The organism is Streptomyces araujoniae (assembly GCF_050871195.1).
GTDB classification, from domain to species: domain Bacteria; phylum Actinomycetota; class Actinomycetes; order Streptomycetales; family Streptomycetaceae; genus Streptomyces; species Streptomyces bacillaris.
In genome coordinates this window covers 4,251,563-4,272,022 of sequence record NZ_CP194070.1, presented here as the reverse complement: position 1 = coordinate 4,272,022, position 20,460 = coordinate 4,251,563, and the positions used below count along the sequence as shown (strand labels likewise).

The following is a 20,460-nucleotide window of genomic DNA, read 5'->3' as shown; positions in this document are numbered from 1 at the left end:
GCGTACAGCGCCGTACGGGGCCGCGCAGGGTCGTAAAGGGCCGTGCGGGGCCGTGCGGGGCCGTGCGGGACCTACTTGAAGAACGCGATGCCGTCGTCCGGCATGTCCGGGAGGTTCCGGGCCATCTCCGCGACCTCTTCCGGGGTGACGACCTTCTTCAGGTGCGCCGACATGTACGGCCGCAGCTCGACGTCGGGGGTCGACTTCTCCCCGACCCACATGAGGTCGCTGTTCACGTACCCGTAGAGCCGCTTGCCCCCGCTGTACGGGCCGGAGGCCGCGGTGCGGGCGACCGCGTCGGTGACCAGGTCGATCTGCGGCTTCTGGTGCGCCAGCTCGCCGTACCAGATCTCGACGACGCCCTGGTCCCGGACCATGACGATCTCGACCTTGCGGTCCTTGTCGACGCGCCAGTAGCCGGACTCGGACTCCAGCGGGCGGACCTGGTTGCCCTCGCCGTCCAGGACCCAGGTGTGGGAGACGTACTCCAGGAAGTCACGGCCGTCGTGGCTGAACGTGACCTCCTGGCCGAAGTTGCACTTCTCGGCGCCGGGGAAGTCGGAGACGCCCGCACCCGCCCACTTGCCGATGAGGAAGGCCAGCGGGACGAGGTCCGGGTGGAGGTCGGACGGGATCTCGATCATGAGCGGCTCAGACGATCTGTGAGGGAGGGGCGGAACGATCGGGTACGGCGGCGGGTCAGCGCTGGCCCTGGTACAGCTTCTTCACGGCGACGACCGTGAAGGCGAGCACGCCGACGCAGACCAGGATCAGCAGGGCGGAGAAGAATGCCTCAAGCACGGGGGCTCCTCGGAATGAGCGGTATGGCGGCAGTACAGGGCCGGGCCCCAGCCTAATGGGTGGGGCCCGGCCCCTCTCGTCCAGGGATGGGCCGAACGGCGTCACCGCCGCCCGGCCCGTCCTTCCTCCCCGGGCTGCGCGCCTCAGCCCAGCAGCTGGTTCTGCAGGATCACGGTCTGCTGGAACGGGATCCGCGCCGCCCCCGCCTTGCCGGGGCGCTCGTGGACGATCAGGGCGAGCGTGTCACCGGCGACGGCGTACGCCTGGCGCAGATGTTCTTCGCCCTGCGGGGCCTTCACGGTGAACACGTACGATGCCACCCCCTCCACCGCCCGCGTGGACTTCCAGGTCGTGTCGAACGCGACCTCTTCCGCCCCGGCCAGCGGCCAGCGCATCGTCACCCCGATGCTCAGTTCCCGCTGTACGTCGGTGACGGCACCGGCCGAGTCGAACCGGAGCAGATAGATCCGGGCGCGGGTGCCGTCGGGCATGGTCCAGCCGCGGGCCGCGATGTGGCGGGGCGGGATGTCGGTCAGGAGCTGGTCCAGCTCGTCGCGGTCCTCGGCCCGGTACTCGGCGAGGAACCGTTCCTGCTTGACCCAGCCACCGTTCAGCGCCTTGTCCGGGGTGGACCCGGCCGGTGCGGGCAGCAGCAGCTCGCGCAGGTCCGCGTGGTGGATCTGCGCCGCGTTGGCCTCGGTGAACGGGCGGGGCGAGCCGGCCGGGAGCGCGGGGAGGGAGAGCTTCGGGTACGCCCAGCGCCCGTCGCCCTCGGTGGCGAGCCCGGGGACGTCGCCCCGCTCGGCCGAGGTGATCGCCAGTGCCGTCCCCGTACCGAGCCCGCCGAACACGAGCACCGCCGCCGTCCACCGCGCCACGGCCCGCAGGGCGCGGCGGGGCGCGCGGGCGGCGGCGGGAGCCTCCGGAGCGGCCGGGGACAGGGTGGGTGCGGCGGCCTCCGCCGACGGGACGGAGGCGGGCTCCACGGTCTGCTGGTCGCTCATCTGATCGCTCATACGGACATCCCCGGGGACGTGATGTGGTCCAGCTGCTGCTTCACCAGGTCGGTGACCGTGGCCGCGCGGAGCGGCTTGGGGCCGTCCGCCTGGAAGGTCACCGATGTCCCGCCCTCGTACGCGTAGCAGGCGATGCTGTCGACCGGGTTCTCGCGGTCGTCGGGCAGGCGGTAGCAGGTGGCGTTCTTGTGGCCGTCGATCTTCGGCCCCTTGTCCAGCACGTCGAATGCCTCCAGGAGGGCGGTCTTCTGCTCGTGGAGGGTGCGGACCGTCCGTGCGTCCTCGGCCTGGGTGACCCGCACGGAGAGCACCAGGTCGCCGGAGTCGGCGGCGTACGAGCGATGGGCGACGCCCCGGACCTTGAGCTTGCCGATGAGCGCGTCGAGCCGGCGGTACTGCTTGGCACTCAGCCCGCGCCCGCCCTCCTCCTTCAGCGCGGCGACGGCGGCCTCCCCGCCGGCCTCACCGTCGTTGCTGAGGCCGGCGAGGTCCGGGCCGAGCCGGTAGCCCTCGGGCACGGGCAGCAGCAGCCTGCTCAGCTCGGTGTCCGCCCTGCCGCGGTCGGCCTTCGCCGCGGGATCGGGGCCCGGCTCCGGGGCGCCGTCGTCCCATACGGCCGTCTCGACGGTCCGGTCGGCGCCGTTCACGGCCTGGGCCGTATAGGCGGCGGCGCCGCCCGCCGCGGCGAGGACCAGCACGAGCGGCAGCACGGTGGCCACGGCCCGTCGGCGCTTCGGGGCGGAGGGCTCCGGCGCGGCGGGCGCTTCCGGAGTGGTGGACGCCTCCGGAGCGGTGGAAGTGATCTCGGCGTCGTCGCTCACAGGCGCTCCAGCTGTCGTTCGGCGAGGACGCGGATGTCCTTCTTGCTGATGGGCTTCACATCGCTGATGCCGATGTCGACCATGACGTCTCCGCGTACGGCCAGCGCCCTGGCCCGGTAGAAGGGCAGGTAGCCGGCCTCCCGCTCGACGGGGTAGAGGAAGTAGCGCCCCTGGCCGGTGCCTTCGATCGGATCCCCGGCGTTACCGGCCCCCTCCTCCGCCTCCGGCATGTAGGAGAGCTGCGTGGCGAGGTGATCGGGGGCGTAGCTGTCCAGGCCCGGCCTGAACTGGACCAGGGCGAGATGGGTGTACCGGTCCTTCTGTACCCACTCGGTCGCCGCGACCCGGCGCAGACCGCTCTCGGTGAAGTACCGGAACATGCCCTCCCCGTCCTTGAAGTACCGGGCGTACTCCGCGTAAGGCATCCATTCGCCGCCCTTGCGGGGGTAGTCCGGAGAGGCCTCCGCCCCCTTGGGCCGCTCCAGGAGCAGCTTGCGCAGGTCCCCGTCCGTCCGGACCCGCCGGTCCTCGGCGGCGGGCAGCGGGGCCGGGGCCCTGTCGGCCGCGAGCGGCTTCGCCGGGTAGGCCAGGCCGGGCTGGGAGAGGGCGGGCAGGGGCGTCGGTGGCCGCTGGGACTGGATGCCGTAGCCGACGGCGGTGCCGCCGGAGATCCCGAGCAGGGCCGCGGCGGCGATGATCAGTGCCGTGCGGCCCCGGGGTCTGCTGGTGGGCGAAACGGTGTCGTTCGGTTCCAAAAGGGGTCCCCCCGTAGCGAGTTCGAAGCGCGGCGGACGCATCCGCGCGCACAGATGACTCGCAGGTCAGGGGGGAGGTTGTCCGGTGGAGGATTACAGTTCGGTGTATGTCGAAGAAGCTCGTGATCAAGGTGACCGCCGGGCCCGAGGCCGCCGAGCGCTGCTCGCAGGCCTTCACCGTGGCGGCGGTGGCCGTGGCCAGTGGCGTGGAGGTCTCGCTCTGGCTGACCGGGGAGTCGTCGTGGTTCGCGCTGCCGGGCCGGGCCGCCGAGTTCGAGCTGCCGCACGCCGCCCCGCTGCCCGATCTGATCGACTCGATCCTGGCGGGCGGCCGGGTCACCCTCTGCACGCAGTGTGCGGCGCGGCGGGAGATCACGGAGCAGGACGTGCTGAAGGGCGTACGGATCGCGGGGGCGCAGGTCTTCGTGCAGGAGGCCATGGCGGACGGCACGCAGGCGCTCGTCTACTGACCGTCCCCCGTATCCGACCCTGGCTCAGTACCGCTTCCTGCCGTCCAGCTCGTCCCACCACTCGTCGGACTCCGGGTCGCCGGAGGGGTCGTCCCACCACCGGTCCTCCGGCCCCCGCCGGTTGGCGAGTATCGCGGCGACGGGCGGGATCACCATCGCTACCAGGCACATCGCGATGGCGGCGGGCATCGACCAGAGACGGACGACGGCCCAGGCGGAGACGAAGAGGACGACGCATCCGCCCATCAGGAGGAAGTAGTTCCGCCGGCGTCGGGCGTACATGCCTCCAGCGTAGGACGGTCGCCGGGCCTCCGTGACAGAACGACCCGGAACGGCGCGGAACAGCCCGGGAACCGCCCGGAACGGCGCGAAGGGCCGCACCCCGCGTCAGGTGGCGTCCAACCCCCTGGGGTGCGGCCCTTCGGCCGTATCGGTGCCGTCGGTCGGACGGCCGTGCCGCGGATCAGACGGCGATCGCGACCTCGGAGAGCCCGCCGGTCTGCGCGACGACCGTGCGGTCGGCGCTGCCGCCCGGAACCAGGGCGCGGAGCGTCCAGGTGCCCTCGGCCGCGTAGAAGCGGAACTGTCCGGTCGCCGAGGTCGGGACCTCGGCGGTGAACTCGCCGGTCGAGTCCAGCAGGCGGACGTAACCGGTGACGGGCTCGCCGTCGCGGGTCACGCTGCCCTGGATGGTGGTCTCACCGGGCTTGATCGTCGAAGCGTCGGGGCCGCCGGCCTTTGCTCCACACATGGTTCTGTCCTTCTGGTCGGGTCGTGCGGGTCGGTCGGGTCGGTCGGCTACTTGGCGGGGCCCAGCTCGATCGGCACGCCGACGAGGGAGCCGTACTCGGTCCAGGAACCGTCGTAGTTCTTGACGTTCTCCTGGCCCAGCAGCTCGTGCAGGACGAACCAGGTGAGCGCGGAACGCTCACCGATGCGGCAGTAGGCGATGGTGTCCTTCGCCAGGTCGACCTGCTCGGCCTCGTAGAGGGCCTTCAGCTCGTCGTCCGACTTGAAGGTGCCGTCGTCGTTGGCGTTCTTCGACCACGGGATGTTGCGGGCGCTCGGCACGTGGCCGGGGCGCTGCGACTGCTCCTGCGGGAGGTGCGCCGGGGCGAGCAGCTTGCCGCTGAACTCGTCGGGCGAGCGCACGTCGACCAGGTTCTGGCTGCCGATGGCCTTCACGACGTCGTCGCGGTAGGCACGGATCGACTCGTCCTGCGGCTTGGCCTTGTACTCGGTGGCCGGGCGCGTCGGGACGGCGTCGGTCAGGTCGCGGGAGTCCAGCTCCCACTTCTTGCGGCCGCCGTCGAGGAGCTTGACGTTCTCGTGGCCGTACAGCTTGAAGTACCAGTAGGCGTAGGACGCGAACCAGTTGTTGTTGCCGCCGTAGAGGACGACCAGCGTGTCGTTGGCGATGCCCTTCTCGCTGAGCAGCTTCTCGAAGCCGGCCTGGTCCACGAAGTCACGGCGGACCGGGTCCTGGAGGTCCTTCGTCCAGTCGATCCGGATCGCGTTCTTGATGTGGTTCTTCTCGTACGCCGAGGTGTCCTCGTCGACCTCGACGATGGCAACCTGCGGGTCGTCGAGGTGGGCCTCGACCCAGTCGGCGTCTACCAGGACGTCGCTGCGGCTCATGTTCTTCTCCTCCGGGGCAGTCTGCGGCGGGGTGGTGCGAGATGCGGAGTGCGTGGTGCGGGTGTGCGGGGTGTACACGCGGACGGACGGAGCGTGGCGCGTACGGGCACGGGGGCCGGCCCCGACAGTGCGGTCGAAGGGCCGGGAGCGGCGGGACGGACGAACGTCCCGCTCAGGAGGTGCGACAGAGCATGGCGGCGACGCGGCACAGGTCTACTGCCCGCCGCTTCGTGAGATCCGCCTGTCGCTTCATGCGTCCGATCGTAGGGAGGTACGGGCGGAGATGTCACCGTCGTGTCGCATGGTGAGACGCGATCATCCATGATGCGAGATGCGAGGGCGGCGCATGCACCCCGGAGCCGGTTCCCCGCCGCTCCCCCGCCGCCACGCATCTACGGAACGGACATCGCCGTCTCACTATGCGGAGAGGTCAGCCCGTCAGCGAGACGTCCGAGCCCTCCAGCGCGATCTCCAGGCCCTTCTCCGTGACCTGGGTCTTCCGCAGCTCCAGCCCCTTCGGCAGACCGTCGATGTCGCGCTCGAAGTCCGTCTTCTGGCGCACCAGCTGCTCCACGCCCGGAATGCCCTCGCCCGGCACCTCGTCCGCGCGCACCTTGACCGTGTCGCCGTCGACCTGGGTCACCGTGGAGAGCACGCTGCGGGAGATCGAGCGGCCGAGGACCTCGACCGTGCCGGTGACCTTCACCTTGCCGTCGCCGCCGTACGCGACGGTGACGCCGTCGTCCGCCGCGGCCGTCAGGTCCTTGTACGAGACGAGGGCGGTGCCGGTGGCACGGGCCGCCGTGGCGGTGGAGTAACCGGCGCCGAGCTTCACGTCGTACAGCTCGGCCCGGACCTCGTCGACCCGGACCGCGCGGCCGCCGGCCTCGGTCCGCATCCCGCTGAGGGAGACGTCCACCCGGTCGAGCCGGGAGGCGGCGACCTGGGTGAGGAAGGGGAAGCCCTTGATCGATATCTCGGTCTTCCCGGCGCTGCCCCCGCTGATACTGACCCGGTCCTCGGCCTCCGACTCCGCGAGATGGACGGCCACCCGGTCGACGGCGACGAAGATCCCGCCGACCACCACCAGCAGGACCAGCAGTATTCGCAGTGCGCGCATGTGTGTCGTTCCCCCACCTCAGCCGTACGGTCGGTCCCCCGGGTGATCGACGAGCGGCGCCCCCCGATCGGTTCCCGGGGCGGTTACCCCGTTGAGTACACGTCAGACCAGCGCGCGGCCGATCAGGTAGACCGCGGGGGCCGCCGCGGTGAGCGGCAGCGCCACCCCGGCCGTCATGTGGACGAAGCGCGACGGGTAGTCGTAGCTCGCCACCCGCAGCCCGACCAGCGCGCAGACGCCCGCCGCGAGGCCGAGCAGCGCGCCCTGGCCGCCGTACTCCGTGAGACCGCCCGTCGCGACACCCGCACCCGCGCCCGCGAGCAGCGCCACCACGACCGACGCGACGCCGGGGAGCGGGAGGGCCCGGGCGAGCACGGCGGCCGCGACCGCCACACCGCCGACCACCACGGCGTCCCCGGCCGCCGCGAGGTGCCCGGCGGCCAGGACCGCGAGGGCCGCCGAGACGACCGTGGCCATCAGGCCGTACAGCCGCTCGTCGGCGGCCGCGTGGCTGCGGAGCTGGAGGACCACGGTGAGCAGCACCCAGACGCCCAGCGTGCCCAGGAGCGCGGCGGGCCCGTGCTCCCGGCCCGCCGTGAGGAGCGCGACATCGGCGACGAGACCGCCGGCGAAGGCGAGCGCGATGCCCTGGCGGGCGGGCCACATGCCGTTGAGCCGGAACCACCCGGCGGCCGTCAGCGCCTGGAGCAGGACGAGCGGGACGAGCAGGGCGTACGTGCCGATGGCCGCGCCGCCCGCGAGGAGCAGGCCGAGCCCGGCGGTGAGCGCGGCGGGCTGCATCCCGGGCGCGATGATCGGGGACCGCCCCTCGGCCCTGGCCCGCTGGGCGTCGGTGATCCGGGCGTTGCCGAGGGTGGTGGGCGCGCTGTAGCCGGAGTCGTCGAGCCGGGCGGCCTGCGGCTGTGCCGGGGCCTGCGACGCGGGTGCGGGAGTGGCTGAGGCCGAGGCCTGGGCCGGGGCCTCGGGCGGCAGCGGGAGGGAGCCGGAGGCGCCCTGCGGGGGCACGTACGCGGTGTCGGCGGCGGAGGGCACCGGCTGGTGGGGCTGGTGCTCAGGCTGGGCGGCCGGGGGCTGGGGCCGGCCCTGGTGCTGAGGGTGCTGGGGCGACTGAGGCTGGTGGGGCTGGCCGTACTGCCCCTCCTGATACTGCGGCTCCCCGTACTGCGCCCGCTGCTGGGGCTCCTGGTACGGCTGGGGCGCTTGGTACGGCTGCGACGGCTGAGCCATCCCGTACGCACCCGAACCCTGCCCGCCCCCGTACGAACCGGAGCCCTGGCCTCCTCCGTACGACCCGGAGCCCTGCCCGTCGCCGTACGACCCGGAGCCCTGCCCGTCCCCGTACGCGCCCGCCCCCGCCCCGTACGCCACCGGCCGAGGCGCACCGTACGCGTCCGGCTCCGGCTGTCCGTACCCCTGAGGCGCCGCGTCCCGCCGGATCGTCGGCTGGTACTGGGTGTCCCAGGTCGGCGCCTGCCAGGTCTGGGTCGCGCCCTGGTCGAAGGAGCCCGGCTCCTGGGGCAGGGCCGACTGCCCGGCCGTCCCGTCGGGCCAGTGCTGCTGCGCGGGCTGATGCGGCTGCGGCTGCGGCTGCGGCTGCGTCACAGGCGACGTCGGAACGGACGACTGCGGCACGGACGACTGCGGCGGCACGGGCGGCTGCTGCCGGGGCTCGTACGGATACGGGTACTGCTGATCGCTGCTGCTCATGGCCTGCGGTTCATCCTCCTGCGAACGGCGGGAGCACCTCGACCGTGCCGCCCTCGGCAAGGCGTACGGTCTCATGCCCACGGGTACCGACGGGATTGCCGTCGATGAGGAACGAGCACCGCTGGAGCACCCGGCTCAGCTCGCCCGGATGCCGTTCGCGTACGGCGTCGAGCGCCTCGGCGAGGGTCGCCGCCGCGTACGGCTCCTCCGCGGTGCCCGCGGCGGCCTTGGCCGCGGCCCAGTAGCGGATCGTCCCCGCTGCCATGGCGCAACTCCTTCGGTCGGTTCGTCGGACGCGTCGTGCGTCGGCCCTCCATGATGGGTCACGCGCGCGGCGCGCCCGTCGCCCAGGCGGCGATCCGGGCCAGCAGGGCGTCGTCCGCCGCGTTCTCCGCGTGCCCCATCCCCCGCTCCAGCCACAGCTCCGCTCCACCCTCCCCCGCCGCCTCGGCCAGCATCCGGGGGTGGTCGAGCGGGAAGTAGGGGTCCCGGTCGCCGTGGACGAGGAGCAGCGGGGCCGGGGCGATGAGCGGGACCGCGGCGACCGGGGAGAGCGGCACGGGGTCCCACTCCTCGGTGGCGATCCGGGTACGGAACCCGTACCGCCCGACGAGCCGCCCCGAGGGCCGGGTGACCGCCCAGTGCAGCCGGCGCATCGGGGCCGTGCCCCGGTAGTACCAGCGGGCCGGTGCGCTGACCGAAACCACGGCGTCCGCATACGCGTCACACGGGGCCGCGACGGCGTCCGCCGCCTGCGCGCCGAAGTGCGCCCCCGAATGCTTCGCTGTGCGCCTCTCGCGCTCCGGCACACGATCGGATGCATCCGATGCCCCGGATCCACCCGGGCCGCACCCCGGACTCCGTTTCGAGGAGGGATCCGTATACAGAGCGCCGTGCCGGAGCGCCACGGAGCCGCCCATGGAGAAGCCGACCGTCACGACCCGGGAGTGCCCGAGGGCCCGCGCCCAGCCCACCGCGGCGGCCAGATCCAGCACCTCGCGGTCGCCCACCGTGGAGCGCCCGCCGGACCGTCCGTGCCCCCGGAACGAGAACGTGATCACGGCCGCACGCTGGGAGAACACCCGAGCGGCACGGCGGACGGCAGGGCGGTCGACCGAGCCGGTGAAGCCGTGCGCGACGACGATCGCGGGGATGTCGGCCACCGCCTCCGCACGGGCTCCGGGAGGCGCCCCGGGGCCCGTGCCGGAACCCGCCGTACACGGTTCGTACACCGCCTCGACCGGTACGCCGTCATCCGTCAGCAATGTGGCGAAACGCGGTACCTGCGTGAGCAAGGGAACAGAAGAACCCTGGATCGGACCCTCGGACGCGGAACTCATGTGGGCTATTCTGCTGCGAAGAGGACCTGGGCAATGCAGCCCCCGGGTCCTTTTGTGCTTTCCCGGGCGTTGTTACGCAGACGTTTCGAGAAGCTCAGCGGTCCCCGGGGCGCGGGATCGCACGTAATACCGGCTGACGTACGAAGCAGTGCCGCATACTCCCCCGGGTCCGACCCGGGAGTGCCCCTCTCGCAGGGAACGAGGAGGACCGACGTAATGGGCGAGCGAACCGTGCAACACGATCGACCGAGCCAGGCAGGTGGGCGGCGATGAGTTCACTGCTGCTTCTCACGAACGCACTCCAGCCGTCGACGGAGGTGCTCCCCGCGCTCGGGCTCCTGCTCCACAGCGTGCGGGTGGCCCCGGCCGAGGGCCCGGCCCTGGTGGACACCCCGGGCGCCGACGTGATCCTCATCGACGGGCGCCGCGACCTCCCCCAGGTCCGCTCGCTCTGTCAGCTGCTGCGCTCCACCGGGCCCGGCTGTCCGCTGATCCTCGTCGTCACCGAGGGCGGTCTCGCGGCCGTCACCGCCGACTGGGGCATCGACGACGTCCTGCTGGACACCGCGGGGCCCGCCGAGGTCGAGGCCCGGCTGCGGCTGGCCACCGGCCGCCAGCAGATCACCTCCGACGACTCCCCGATGGAGATCCGCAACGGTGATCTCTCCGTCGACGAGGCCACCTACAGCGCGAAACTCAAAGGCCGGGTCCTGGACCTGACCTTCAAGGAATTCGAACTGCTGAAATACCTGGCGCAGCACCCGGGCCGGGTGTTCACCCGCGCCCAGCTCCTCCAGGAGGTCTGGGGTTACGACTACTTCGGCGGTACGCGGACGGTCGACGTCCACGTCCGGCGGCTGCGCGCGAAGCTGGGCCCCGAGCACGAGTCGCTGATCGGGACCGTCCGCAACGTCGGCTACCGCTTCGTCGTGCCGGAGAAGGTCGAGCGCGCCGCCGAGGAGGCGAAGGAGCGGGCCGCCGGACGGCAGAAGGCCGACGACCCCGTCGCCCGTTCGGAGCAGTCCTCTTCGGCCACGGCGGAGGAAGAAGCCCCGGTCCGGGCTGCCAAGGGATAGGTCCATCCGCGTAGACTGCCGCGCGTGGCCAAGGTGACGCGGGACGATGTGGCGAGACTGGCGGGGACGTCGACCGCGGTCGTCAGCTACGTCATCAACAACGGACCCCGGCCGGTCGCCCCGGCCACGCGCGAGCGGGTGCTCGCCGCGATCAAGCAGCTGGGGTACCGGCCCGACCGGGTCGCCCAGGCCATGGCCTCGCGGCGGACCGACCTCATAGGAATGATCGTCCCGGACGCCCGGCAGCCCTTCTTCGCGGAGATGGCGCACGCGGTCGAACAGGCCGCCGCCGAGCGCGGGAAGATGGTGCTCGTCGGCAACTCCGACTACCGCGACGAGCGCGAGGTCCACTATCTGCGGGCCTTCCTCGGGATGCGCGTCTCCGGCCTGATCCTCGTCAGCCAGGGCCCCAGCGAGCGCGCGGCGGCGGAGATAGAGGCCTGGGACGCCCGGGTCGTGCTGCTGCACGAGCGCCCCGAGGCGATCGACGACGTGGCGGTCGTGACGGACGACGTCGGCGGCGCCCAGCTCGCCACCCGCCATCTGCTGGAGCACGGCCACGCGTACGTGGCGTGCCTCGGCGGCACGGAGGAGACCCCGGCGGTCGGCGACCCGGTCGCGGACCACGTCGAGGGGTGGCGCCGGGCGATGCGGGAGTCCGGCCGCTCGACGGAGGGCCGGCTCTTCCAGGCCCCGTACAACCGGTACGACGCCTATCAGGTGGCCCTCGGGCTGCTCGCCGGCCCGGACCGCCCCCCGGCGATCTTCTGCGCCACGGACGACCAGGCCATCGGGGTGCTGCGGGCCGCGCGCGAGCTGCGCATCGACGTGCCCGGCGAGCTGGCGGTGGCCGGCTTCGACGACGTGAAGGAGGCCGGGCTCACCGATCCGCCGCTGACCACGGTCTTCTCCGACCGCCCGGCGATGGCGCGGGCGGCGGTGGACCTGGTGCTGGACGACTCGCTCCGGGTCGTGGGCTCGCGCCGGGAGCGGCTGAAGCAGTTCCCCTCGGCGCTGGTGGTCCGGCGCTCGTGCGGGTGCGGGGAGCCGACTCCGTAGCACCCCGCCGACGAGGTGGCGGCCCTGGTCCTTCCAGCGGCCCTAGGCGTCCTTCCAGCGGCCCCACGCGTCTTTACAGCGGGCATACGCGCTTCTTCCGGGCTTCTCAGGACGTACTCAGGGTGCTCTCATCTTCGCTCGCGAGGCTGATGCACATGACGGAGAGCCCCCGCCCGAGCGGCGCGCAGACGACGGACCAGGACCCGACCCCGTACCCGTACCCGTACGACAGCACGGCGTACGACGGGACGACGTACAGCAGCACGGCACCCGGCGACACGGCGCCCGGCGGCGGCGCGCACGGCGGGAGCGCGCAGACCCCGGCGTACGGCTCGGCGGCGCACGGCAGCACGGCGCACGACGGCTCGGTTCACGACGGCACGGCGTACGACGGCGCGGTTCACGGCAGCACGGCGTACGACGGTGGTGCGGGCTCGGCTGCGGGCTCGGGCGGCTTCCCGCCGCCGCCCCCGTACGCCCCCACCCCCGCACCCGGTCCCGCCCCCGCCGGCCGGCGCAGGGCCAAGCGCCCGGTGGCGCTGCTGGCGGCGGTCGCGATCGCCGCCGGGGCGATCGGCGGCGGTACGGCGACCCTGATCGGCCAGCTGAACAGCGGCTCCGCCCAGGCGACCGGCTCCCCGGGCACGGTCCGGGGCACCACGGTCTCGCAGAGCAGCAAGGGCACGGTCGCGGGCGTCGCGGAGGCGGTCTCGCCCGCCATCGTCGAGATCGGGGCGGCCTCCTCGGCGGGCAAGTCCACCGGCTCCGGGGTCGTGATCACCGAGGACGGCGAGATCGTCACCAACAACCACGTGATCTCGGGCGCCCAGCAGATCGAGGTCACGCTCTCCACCGGCAAGACCTACACCGCCGATGTCGTGGGCACCGACCCCGACAAGGACCTGGCACTGATCAAGCTGCGCGGCGCGAGCGGGCTGAAGACGGCCGCGCTCGGGGACTCCTCGCAGGTCAAGGTGGGTGACGAGGTCGTGGCGATCGGCTCGCCGGAGGGGCTGACGGGCACGGTCACCAGCGGGATCATCTCGGCACTGGACCGGGACGTGACCATCGCCAAGGACGACTCCGGCAGCTCGGGCCAGGGCCAGGGCAGGCAGGGCGGCGGCCAGCAGTGGCCGTTCGAGTTCGGCGGGCAGCAGTTCAACGGCGACACCGGTGAGCAGACGACCACGTACAAGGCGCTGCAGACCGATGCCTCGCTCAACCCCGGCAACTCCGGCGGCGCGCTGATCAACATGGACGGGGAGATCATCGGGATCAACTCCGCGATGTACTCGCCCAGTTCGTCGGCGGCGGGCAGCGGTTCGTCGGCGGGCAGCGTGGGCCTCGGCTTCGCGATCCCGGTGAACACGCTCAAGGCCGACCTGGACACCCTGCGCGCGGGGAACAACGGCTGACCGTGCGAGGCTGAGAGCTCCCCGCGGACGCGGAGCGGACGGACCAGGCCGGAACGAGAAGAGGACGAGACAGCGATGAGCCCCGCCGAAGACGATCCCCAGCGCATCCTGATCGTCGACGACGAACCTGCCGTACGCGAGGCGCTGCAGCGCAGCCTGGCCTTCGAGGGGTACGGCACCCAGGTCGCGGTCGACGGGTACGACGCCCTGGCGATGGCCGAGGCGTACGGCCCCGACCTCATCGTCCTGGACATCCAGATGCCCCGGATGGACGGCCTCACCGCCGCCCGCCGCATCCGCGCCACCGGCTCCACCACGCCCATCCTCATGCTGACCGCCCGCGACACCGTCGGGGACCGGGTCACCGGCCTGGACGCGGGCGCCGACGACTACCTGGTCAAGCCGTTCGAGCTGGACGAGCTGTTCGCCCGCATCCGGGCCCTGCTGCGCCGCAGCTCGTACGCGTCGGCAGCGGCGGCGGGCGCCCAGGCCCCCGACGACGACGTGCTCTCCTTCGCGGACCTGCGGATGGACCTGGCCACCCGCGAGGTCACCCGGGGCGGCCGGCGGGTGGAGCTGACGCGCACCGAGTTCACGCTGCTGGAGATGTTCCTGTCCCACCCGCGCCAGGTGCTGACCCGGGAGCAGATCCTCAAGGCGGTCTGGGGCTTCGACTTCGAGCCGAGCTCCAACTCCCTGGACGTGTACGTGATGTACCTGCGCCGCAAGACGGAGGCGGGCGGCGAACCGCGCCTGGTCCACACCGTACGCGGGGTGGGGTACGCGCTCCGTGCGGACGGGAGCGGCGAGGCGTGAGCACGGCGGAACCTCCTCCCGCCGACCACGGAAGCGGGGCAACGGGGTCAACCGGGCGGGCCGGGTCCACCGGGTCGGCCAGGCCCGCCGGAGCAACAGGGGCAACAGGGGCAACAGGGGCAACAGGGGCAACAGGGGCCACCAGAGCAGACGGCTCCCCCTCCTCCCCCAGGAGAACCGGGCTGGTCCGCCGCTTCCGCGCCCTCCCGCTGCGCTCGCGGCTCGCGCTGCTGGTCGCCACGGCGGTGGCGGTCGCGGTCGCGGCGGTGGCGGTGGCCTGCTGGGTGACGACGCGCGACCGGCTGACCGAGCAGCTCGACACGACGCTCTCCCAGGTCAAACCGGCCGAGAAGGCGATCGTCGTGCTGACGGCGTCCTGCACGAGCGGGCTGCCCGGCGACCTCCAGATCGTGACGGGCCCGTACACGATCCAGCTGGTCTCCCCGACCGGCAACCGGCCCTGCACGCTGCCGGGCAAGCCCGCCATCCCGGTCCAGGACGAGGACCGGGCCGTCGCGGCCGGGCTGCGCGCGGACGCGACGCACACGACGAAGGCCGAGAACGGCACCGCGATGCGCGTGCACACCGCGCCCGTGCCGGACCGCCCGAACCTGGCGGTCTCCGTGGCCGTCCCGATGGCCCAGGTCACCGACCCGCTCGGCCAGCTCGCCTGGGTGCTGCTGGCGGTCTCCGGGATCGGGGTGATCGGCGCGGGGGCGGCCGGGCTGTGGGTGGCGCGGGCGGGGCTGCGTCCGGTCGACGAGCTGACGGAGGCGGTCGAGCACGTGGCGCGTACGGAGGACCTGACCGTACGGATCCCGGTCGACGGGGAGGACGAGATCGCCCGCCTGTCGAACTCGTTCAACACGATGACGGCCCAGTTGGCGTCCTCGCGGGACCGCCAGGCGCAGCTGATCGCGGACGCGGGCCATGAGCTGCGCACCCCGCTCACCTCGCTGCGGACCAATGTGGAGCTGCTGGCGCGCAGCGACGAGACGGGCCGGGTGATCCCGCCGGAGGACCGCAAGGCGCTGATGGCCTCGGTGAAGGCCCAGATGACGGAGCTGGCCGCGTTGATCGGCGACCTCCAGGAACTGGCCCGCCCCGACGCCGCCCAGCCGGGCCCGCTCCAGGTGGTGGCCCTGCACGACATCACCCGCACCGCCCTGCAACGCGCCCGCCTCCGCGGCCCCGAGCTGACGATCACCGACGACCTGGCCCCCTGGTACGTACGGGCCGAACCGGCGACCCTGGAGCGGGCGATCGTCAACGTCCTGGACAACGCGGTGAAGTTCAGCCCGCCCCGCGCCACGATCGATGTACGCCTGCACCGGGGCGAGCTGACGGTACGCGACCGGGGCCCCGGCATCCCCGCCGAGGAACTCCCCCACGTCTTCGAACGCTTCTGGCGCTCCCCCTCCGCCCGCCAGCTGCCCGGCTCGGGCCTCGGCCTCTCCATCGTGGCCCGCACGGTCCAGCAGGCGGGCGGCGAGATCGCCCTCCGCCCGGCCCCGGACGGCGGCCCGGGCACGACCGCCACGATCAGGCTGCCGGGGGCGCCGACACCGCCGCCGGGGATGTGATGGGCGGGCAGGGGCCGCGCACCCCCTGGCCGCCCGCCCCTCACCCCGCCGGGTTGTGCCGGATCAATGACTCCACCAGCCCGCCCCGCTGGTTCGGGTAGTCCATCGGGACGATGCCGAGCCCCGTCCAGTCGGCCGTCTCGGAGCGTTCGAGGAGCGAGTGCACCTGGGGGTTGAGCCGGTCGGCGTTCCAGCGGGGCGGCATCAGGGCGGCGGTGGAGACGTAGTTCATGAAGAACTTGCCGGGCTGCTGGGCCGCCTTGCGGAACTGGGCCTCGATCTTCGGGTACTTGGCGAACGGCTCCGCCATGTAGTCGTCCTGGATGTCGAAGAGGGCCTGATCGCCGTAACGCACCCCGGGCAGACCGCCGTTGTCGGCCAGCAGCACGACCTTGCCCCGGGCCCCGCCGAGCGAGGGGAGCGTGGAGTCCATGCGGAACAGGGAGCGCCATCCCCGTACGTCCAGGTAGTCGTCGAAGACCGCCCGGAACGCCGCGTCGCTCTCGGAGGAGTACTCCTGCTTGACCCGCATCAGGACGGTCTCGCTCGGCCGCGCGGCCAGGAAGTCCCGGCAGGCGATGAGGACATCGCCGAACATCATGTTCTGGAACGCGGCCCCGTGGTGGATCGCGAACGAACCGCTGGTGATCCGGCACCGTACGTCCAGGAACCGGATGCCGCTCTGCAACTGCTGGGCGATCGTGGTGTTCTGGCACTCCGCCCACGGCCCGCCGAACCGGGCGCCCGAGTCGTGCGTGCCCGGGATCGTGAGCCGCCGCAGTTCGATGGAGTCGGGCAGGCCGCCCATCCAGTCCTGGGTGCCCCGGACGGCCTTGCGGGTCGCGGCGACGGCGGGCGCGGCCCCGACGATCGCGGTGGCGGAGACGGCCAGCGCTCCGGCCAGGAACCCCCTGCGCGTACTCAAGGGCCGGTTTGCCGCAGGGGAGTTGGGGGAGATCGAGGACATGGGGGCGCCTCCAGGGGCGGTGGGGGGCAGGCCCTCGAATTCTGACGCGGACACGCCAGATCGGGAAGAGGGGGGACCCCCGGACTCCCCCGAGGGTGCCTCTCGGCCGAAGGCTCCCACCGGCCGAAGGCCCCACTCACGCGACAGCCCCGCACATCCGAAGCCCCCGGCCCCGAACCCCCCTCACCCCGCCCCCTCCGCGCCCCGTCCCTTCCTCGCCCCGCACCGCCCCTCACCTCACTGCCCCGCCCCGCCCCCGCCCCCGCCCCCGCACAGAGACTCCCCTCGCCCTCGCCCCAGAGGCCGGGGCCGGGCCGGGGTCACCTCACCCCGCGTGCCGGTACGAGGAGTAGGTGACGTACCCCGTGTCGCCGCCCTGGTAGTACGTCGCCGCGTCCTCCGTCTCCAGCGGCAGACCGCCGCGCAGCCGCTCCACCAGGTCCGGGTTGGCGATGAAGGACCGCCCGAAGCTGATCAGCTCCGCCCCCAGCCCGAGCCAGCGGTCCGCGTCCGCCCGCCCGGTCCGCGCCGGGCCCAGCGGCAGCACCGGGTTCATGATCAGAGTGCCGGGCCACGCGCGCCGCAGAGCGAGCAGCACCTCGTCGTCGGTGGTCGCCTCCAGGTGCACGTACGCCGGTTCCAGCCGTGCCAGTTCCCCCAGCAGTGCGGTGTACAGCTCCGGTACGTCCTGCTCCTCGACGCCCCAGAACGTCCCGCCCGGCGAGAGCCGGATGCCGGTCCGCTCCGCACCGACGGCGTCGATGGTCGCCTCCACCGCCTCGACCGCGAACCGCACCCGGTGGGCGATGGAACCGCCGTAACGGTCCGTCCGCAGGTTGGCGTTGGACGAGAGGAACTGGGAGATCAAGTAGCCGTTGGCGCCGTGCAGTTCGACCCCGTCGAACCCGGCTTCCACGGCCCGGCGGGCGGCGGACGCGTACGACCGGGCGTGCTCGGGCACCTCGCCGGTCTCCAGGGCGCGGGGCACAGGCGCGGCCTGCGACCCGGTCGGGGTGAACACCTCCCCGGCGGCCGGTACGGCGGACGGCCCGACCGGCACCGATCCGGTCGTGTCGGGGTGCGAGACCCGCCCGCCGTGCATGATCTGCGCGAAGATCCGTCCGCCGTTGGCGTGCACGGCGTCGGTCACCGGCCGCCAGGAGGCGACCTGCTCGTCGGTGTACAGCCCCGGCGTGCCCGGGTTCGACTGCCCGATCAGGCTCGGCTGCACCCCTTCGCTCACGATGAGCCCGGCGGTCGCCCGCTGGGCGTAGTAGGCCGCCATCGACGGCGTCGCCAGACCCCCCGCGGCCGCCCGGGCTCGGGTCATGGGGGCCATCACCACCCGGTTGGGGAGCGTGAGCCCGCCGAGCCGGTAGCCGGTGAAGAGCCCGCCCGGGCGGGTGCGGGAAGTGTCCTGGGGATGGGTCTCGATCAGGGTCATGCCGGCCGTCCTCCTCGTTCCACGGCGCCCGCGAACCGGGCACTGCGGTTACGCTAAAACCTGACATCAGTGTCAGGGGCAAGCCCGAAAGGGACCAGGCCTACAAGGACGGACGGCATGCGCATCGGAGAACTCGCGGCGGCGGGCGGCGTCAGCGTCCGGTCCCTGCGCTACTACGAGGAGCAGGGCCTGCTCACCAGCGTGCGCAGCCCCAGCGGGCAGCGGCACTTCAAGGACACCGACGTCGACCGGGTCGTCTTCATCCAGCGGCTCTACGCGGCGGGCCTCTCCAGCCGGACCATCAAGGACCTGCTGCCCTGCGTGGACGCCCCCAGCGAGGCGACCTCCGACGCCGCCATGGAACGCATGGAGCGCGAACGGGAACGCCTCACCGCCCACATCGCGGACCTGACCCGCACCCGGGACGCCCTGGACGGCCTGATGGCCACCAACCGGGCGCACCGCAGGACTCTTCGTCAGCCCGCCCGGCCCCGGTCGGCCTGAGCCGGTGAGCCCGTCAGGGGCGACCTGAGCCGACGAGCCCATCACCGCCGACCCGAACCGACGAGCCCATCACCGCCGACCCCATCACCGTCGGACCGAACCGACGAGCCCATCACTGTCGGACCGAACCGGTGCCCCCGTCACCGTCAGTCCGGGCCGATCGGCCTCCGCAGAGGGTCGATCGGCCTCCGCAGAGGGCCGATCGGCTCAGGCCCGGGGTGGGGCTGCCTACGCCACCGGCAGCCTGCCCGCGACGTACGCCTCGATGGCCGCGCGCTGGTACGCGGCCAGCCCCGGCGCGATGGCCTCGTACGCGCCCCGCCACTGCTCGTCGTCCACGCACGAGCGCCCGATCGCGCGGAACTCGTCGGCCGGGACGGGGCTCAGCCCGGTGAGCGACCGGTACTGGCCGTCGATCTCGTCGAGCACGGCGTCGGAGCCCGCGTCCTCCCCGGCGGCCATCAGCTCGGCCAGCCGGATGAGCTGAGCCGTACGCTCCCGCTGCCCGGCCTCGGCCTCGGCGGGGGTCATCCCGGCAGCCTGCCGGGCCCCCTCCGCGGCGAGCGCCGGGAAGGCACGCAGGCCGTCCTCGTACTGAGAGGGCTGGATGCCCTCGAACAGGTTCTCCGGTCGATTGATGGTGGTCATGCCTCTGCCGTCCTTCCTGGACTGCTCCAGTTCGGCGATCGTGCGGCAGACGGTCGCGGCCAGGACGTCCAGCCGGTCCCGCTCGGCGGTCAGCCTGCGGTGGTGCCCGCGCAGGGCCTCCACCTGGTCGACCTGGTCGGCCAGGATGCGGCCGATCTCGGGCAGCCCGACCCCCAACTCCCTCAGGACGAGGATCTGCTGCAGCCGCAGGAGCTGGCGCTCCCCGTAGCGGCGGTGGCCGTTGCTCCCGATCCGGGCGGGCGGCAACAGGCCGATCTCGTCGTAGTGCCGCAGGGTCCGGGCGGTCACCCCGGACATCCGCGCGACCTCCGCGATCGGCCAGTCGGCCATGGCCGCTCTCCTCTCCCCGCTCCCTCACGAACGCGCTCGACGGGTCCGGCGCCTCCGGCCCTGTTCAGGACGGTAGAAGCTGCCGCAACGGCAGCCGCAACCCCGGCACCAGGCGCTTTCAGGCGTCCATCAGCGAGATGCCGAGCATCCGGGCCCCGGTCTCCGTACGCGGCCGGTGCGTGCTCCCGGGCGCGAAGATCACGTACGTACCGGGCCCATGGCGCTCACCGCCGTCGATCACCTCGCCGCTGATGACGAAGTACCGCTCCTCGGTGTCGTGTTCGTCGACCTCCGGCCACTCCGTACCGGCGGCGAAGTCGATCAGCCAGCCCCGGGCGTAGCTGGTGGCGGGCAGCTTGCGGCGCAGAATGCCGGGGGCCACCTCGTGCGGTTCCACGTCCTCGACGTGGATGACGGTCTTGAGGGTGTTGTCCGCGCCGGTCGGTGTCTCGTTGCTCATGCCCCCACCCTGTCGCGGAACGTCCACACGGGCGAGCCGAACACGCGGCGAGACCCCGGGCGCCCTGCGCTCAACAGCCGCGGTGCCCCCTCCGGCCGCACGCCTTCCATCAGCTCGCCGTCCAGCAGCTCGTCGAGCCGGGCCCGCGCCTCGTCCCGGATGCGCTCGATCGCCTGCTCGGGCGTGGCCACGGAGTACGGCACGAAGCGGCAGGGCTCGTCGAGGTCTTCCGAGGCGCAGATGGACCGCTCGCACCCGAACGCGCGAGGGGTGGAGTTCGCGGGGTGCGGGGTCGGGGATCGGGGACGTGATCGAGCATGAACCAGCCTCCTGACGGAGCACCGGGAACGCCTCCCTCCACACAGCCGGCGTGACGAGCTGCGGGGAGGGGCCGCCCGCTGCCGGGTGTTCCTGGCCGCCTGTTCGGCACGTACGGGGTCGAACTCGA

At 72.7% G+C, this 20,460-nt stretch carries 24 protein-coding genes; 7 read left to right on the top strand and 17 right to left on the bottom strand.

Annotated elements, in window-relative coordinates:
- Positions 1–71: 71 nt before the first annotated feature.
- From ACQ9ZG_RS18185 to ACQ9ZG_RS18170, 4 genes are all read right to left on the bottom strand, one after another.
- The gene (locus tag ACQ9ZG_RS18185; RefSeq protein ID WP_018490354.1) at positions 72–644 is read right to left on the bottom strand and encodes a heme-binding beta-barrel domain-containing protein; all 573 of its coding nucleotides are present in this window, start codon (positions 642–644) and stop codon (positions 72–74) included.
- Between the two features lie 300 nt (positions 645–944).
- The gene (locus ACQ9ZG_RS18180) at positions 945–1,817 is read right to left on the bottom strand and encodes a hypothetical protein (RefSeq protein WP_499280852.1); all 873 of its coding nucleotides are present in this window, start codon (positions 1,815–1,817) and stop codon (positions 945–947) included.
- A complete protein-coding gene (locus ACQ9ZG_RS18175; protein WP_499280851.1) occupies positions 1,814–2,638 on the bottom strand; it encodes a hypothetical protein in 825 nt (274 codons plus the stop codon). The genes ACQ9ZG_RS18180 and ACQ9ZG_RS18175 overlap by 4 nt, the downstream gene beginning before the upstream one ends.
- Positions 2,635–3,393, bottom strand: a complete 759-nt coding sequence (locus ACQ9ZG_RS18170; RefSeq protein ID WP_499280849.1) for a hypothetical protein — start codon at positions 3,391–3,393, stop codon at positions 2,635–2,637. The genes ACQ9ZG_RS18175 and ACQ9ZG_RS18170 overlap by 4 nt, the downstream gene beginning before the upstream one ends.
- 107 nt (positions 3,394–3,500) lie before the next feature.
- On the opposite strand from ACQ9ZG_RS18170, the gene ACQ9ZG_RS18165 reads away from it, so the two are divergent.
- A complete protein-coding gene (locus ACQ9ZG_RS18165; protein WP_018490350.1) occupies positions 3,501–3,863 on the top strand; it encodes a DsrE family protein in 363 nt (120 codons plus the stop codon).
- Between the two features lie 24 nt (positions 3,864–3,887).
- Here ACQ9ZG_RS18165 and ACQ9ZG_RS18160 read toward each other — a convergent pair whose 3' ends face one another.
- From ACQ9ZG_RS18160 to ACQ9ZG_RS18125, 8 genes are all read right to left on the bottom strand, one after another.
- The gene (locus tag ACQ9ZG_RS18160; protein ID WP_099218058.1) at positions 3,888–4,208 is read right to left on the bottom strand and encodes a DUF3099 domain-containing protein; all 321 of its coding nucleotides are present in this window, start codon (positions 4,206–4,208) and stop codon (positions 3,888–3,890) included.
- 118 nt (positions 4,209–4,326) lie between these two features.
- Positions 4,327–4,614 carry a DUF1416 domain-containing protein gene (locus ACQ9ZG_RS18155; protein WP_018490348.1) on the bottom strand — a complete coding sequence of 96 codons (288 nt, stop codon included), beginning with the start codon at positions 4,612–4,614 and terminating at the stop codon, positions 4,327–4,329.
- 47 nt (positions 4,615–4,661) lie between these two features.
- On the bottom strand, positions 4,662–5,501 hold the full coding sequence (locus tag ACQ9ZG_RS18150) for a sulfurtransferase (RefSeq protein WP_018490347.1): 840 nt from the start codon (positions 5,499–5,501) through the stop codon (positions 4,662–4,664).
- A gap of 172 nt (positions 5,502–5,673) precedes the next feature.
- Entirely contained in the window at positions 5,674–5,754 is an 81-nt protein-coding gene (locus ACQ9ZG_RS18145; RefSeq protein WP_350240574.1) for a putative leader peptide, read from the bottom strand.
- Between the two features lie 177 nt (positions 5,755–5,931).
- Complete coding sequence (locus ACQ9ZG_RS18140) at positions 5,932–6,621, bottom strand: LmeA family phospholipid-binding protein (RefSeq protein WP_028419674.1); 690 nt, start codon at positions 6,619–6,621, stop codon at positions 5,932–5,934.
- Between the two features lie 102 nt (positions 6,622–6,723).
- Positions 6,724–8,349 (bottom strand): hypothetical protein, encoded by a 1,626-nt coding sequence (locus tag ACQ9ZG_RS18135; protein ID WP_499280847.1) that lies wholly within the window; start codon positions 8,347–8,349, stop codon positions 6,724–6,726.
- Positions 8,350–8,359: 10 nt separating this feature from the next.
- Positions 8,360–8,614: a MoaD/ThiS family protein gene (locus ACQ9ZG_RS18130; RefSeq protein WP_018490344.1), complete on the bottom strand. Its 255-nt coding sequence runs from the start codon at positions 8,612–8,614 to the stop codon at positions 8,360–8,362.
- A gap of 58 nt (positions 8,615–8,672) precedes the next feature.
- Entirely contained in the window at positions 8,673–9,614 is a 942-nt protein-coding gene (locus ACQ9ZG_RS18125) for an alpha/beta hydrolase (protein WP_109916524.1), read from the bottom strand.
- Between the two features lie 344 nt (positions 9,615–9,958).
- Here ACQ9ZG_RS18125 and ACQ9ZG_RS18120 point away from each other — a divergent pair, with 344 nt between their 5' ends.
- From ACQ9ZG_RS18120 to ACQ9ZG_RS18100, 5 genes are all read left to right on the top strand, one after another.
- Positions 9,959–10,765, top strand: a complete 807-nt coding sequence (locus ACQ9ZG_RS18120) for a response regulator transcription factor (protein ID WP_018490342.1) — start codon at positions 9,959–9,961, stop codon at positions 10,763–10,765.
- A 24-nt stretch (positions 10,766–10,789) separates the two neighbouring features.
- Positions 10,790–11,824, top strand: coding sequence for a LacI family DNA-binding transcriptional regulator (locus ACQ9ZG_RS18115; protein WP_018490341.1), 1,035 nt, complete (start codon positions 10,790–10,792; stop codon positions 11,822–11,824).
- 155 nt (positions 11,825–11,979) lie between these two features.
- Positions 11,980–13,239, top strand: a complete 1,260-nt coding sequence (locus ACQ9ZG_RS18110; protein WP_499280845.1) for a S1C family serine protease — start codon at positions 11,980–11,982, stop codon at positions 13,237–13,239.
- A gap of 75 nt (positions 13,240–13,314) precedes the next feature.
- Positions 13,315–14,055 carry a response regulator transcription factor gene (locus ACQ9ZG_RS18105; RefSeq protein WP_018490339.1) on the top strand — a complete coding sequence of 247 codons (741 nt, stop codon included), beginning with the start codon at positions 13,315–13,317 and terminating at the stop codon, positions 14,053–14,055.
- A 182-nt stretch (positions 14,056–14,237) separates the two neighbouring features.
- Complete coding sequence (locus ACQ9ZG_RS18100) at positions 14,238–15,638, top strand: HAMP domain-containing sensor histidine kinase (RefSeq protein WP_109916618.1); 1,401 nt, start codon at positions 14,238–14,240, stop codon at positions 15,636–15,638.
- Between the two features lie 40 nt (positions 15,639–15,678).
- Here the strand turns inward: ACQ9ZG_RS18100 and ACQ9ZG_RS18095 are convergent, their stop codons facing one another.
- The gene (locus tag ACQ9ZG_RS18095; RefSeq protein ID WP_109916617.1) at positions 15,679–16,605 is read right to left on the bottom strand and encodes a phosphatidylinositol-specific phospholipase C; all 927 of its coding nucleotides are present in this window, start codon (positions 16,603–16,605) and stop codon (positions 15,679–15,681) included.
- A 325-nt stretch (positions 16,606–16,930) separates the two neighbouring features.
- Positions 16,931–18,049, bottom strand: a complete 1,119-nt coding sequence (locus tag ACQ9ZG_RS18090; protein ID WP_109915701.1) for an alkene reductase — start codon at positions 18,047–18,049, stop codon at positions 16,931–16,933.
- Between the two features lie 117 nt (positions 18,050–18,166).
- Between ACQ9ZG_RS18090 and ACQ9ZG_RS18085 the strand changes: the two genes are divergently transcribed.
- Positions 18,167–18,553, top strand: coding sequence for a MerR family transcriptional regulator (locus ACQ9ZG_RS18085; RefSeq protein WP_018490333.1), 387 nt, complete (start codon positions 18,167–18,169; stop codon positions 18,551–18,553).
- Positions 18,554–18,781: 228 nt separating this feature from the next.
- Here ACQ9ZG_RS18085 and ACQ9ZG_RS18080 read toward each other — a convergent pair whose 3' ends face one another.
- The 3 genes from ACQ9ZG_RS18080 to ACQ9ZG_RS18070 form a co-directional block, all read right to left on the bottom strand.
- On the bottom strand, positions 18,782–19,552 hold the full coding sequence (locus ACQ9ZG_RS18080) for a MerR family transcriptional regulator (protein WP_109915700.1): 771 nt from the start codon (positions 19,550–19,552) through the stop codon (positions 18,782–18,784).
- A gap of 118 nt (positions 19,553–19,670) precedes the next feature.
- Positions 19,671–20,012 (bottom strand): cupin domain-containing protein, encoded by a 342-nt coding sequence (locus ACQ9ZG_RS18075; protein WP_084993464.1) that lies wholly within the window; start codon positions 20,010–20,012, stop codon positions 19,671–19,673.
- Complete coding sequence (locus ACQ9ZG_RS18070; protein WP_146225727.1) at positions 20,009–20,203, bottom strand: hypothetical protein; 195 nt, start codon at positions 20,201–20,203, stop codon at positions 20,009–20,011. The genes ACQ9ZG_RS18075 and ACQ9ZG_RS18070 overlap by 4 nt, the downstream gene beginning before the upstream one ends.
- Positions 20,204–20,460 lie beyond the last annotated feature (257 nt).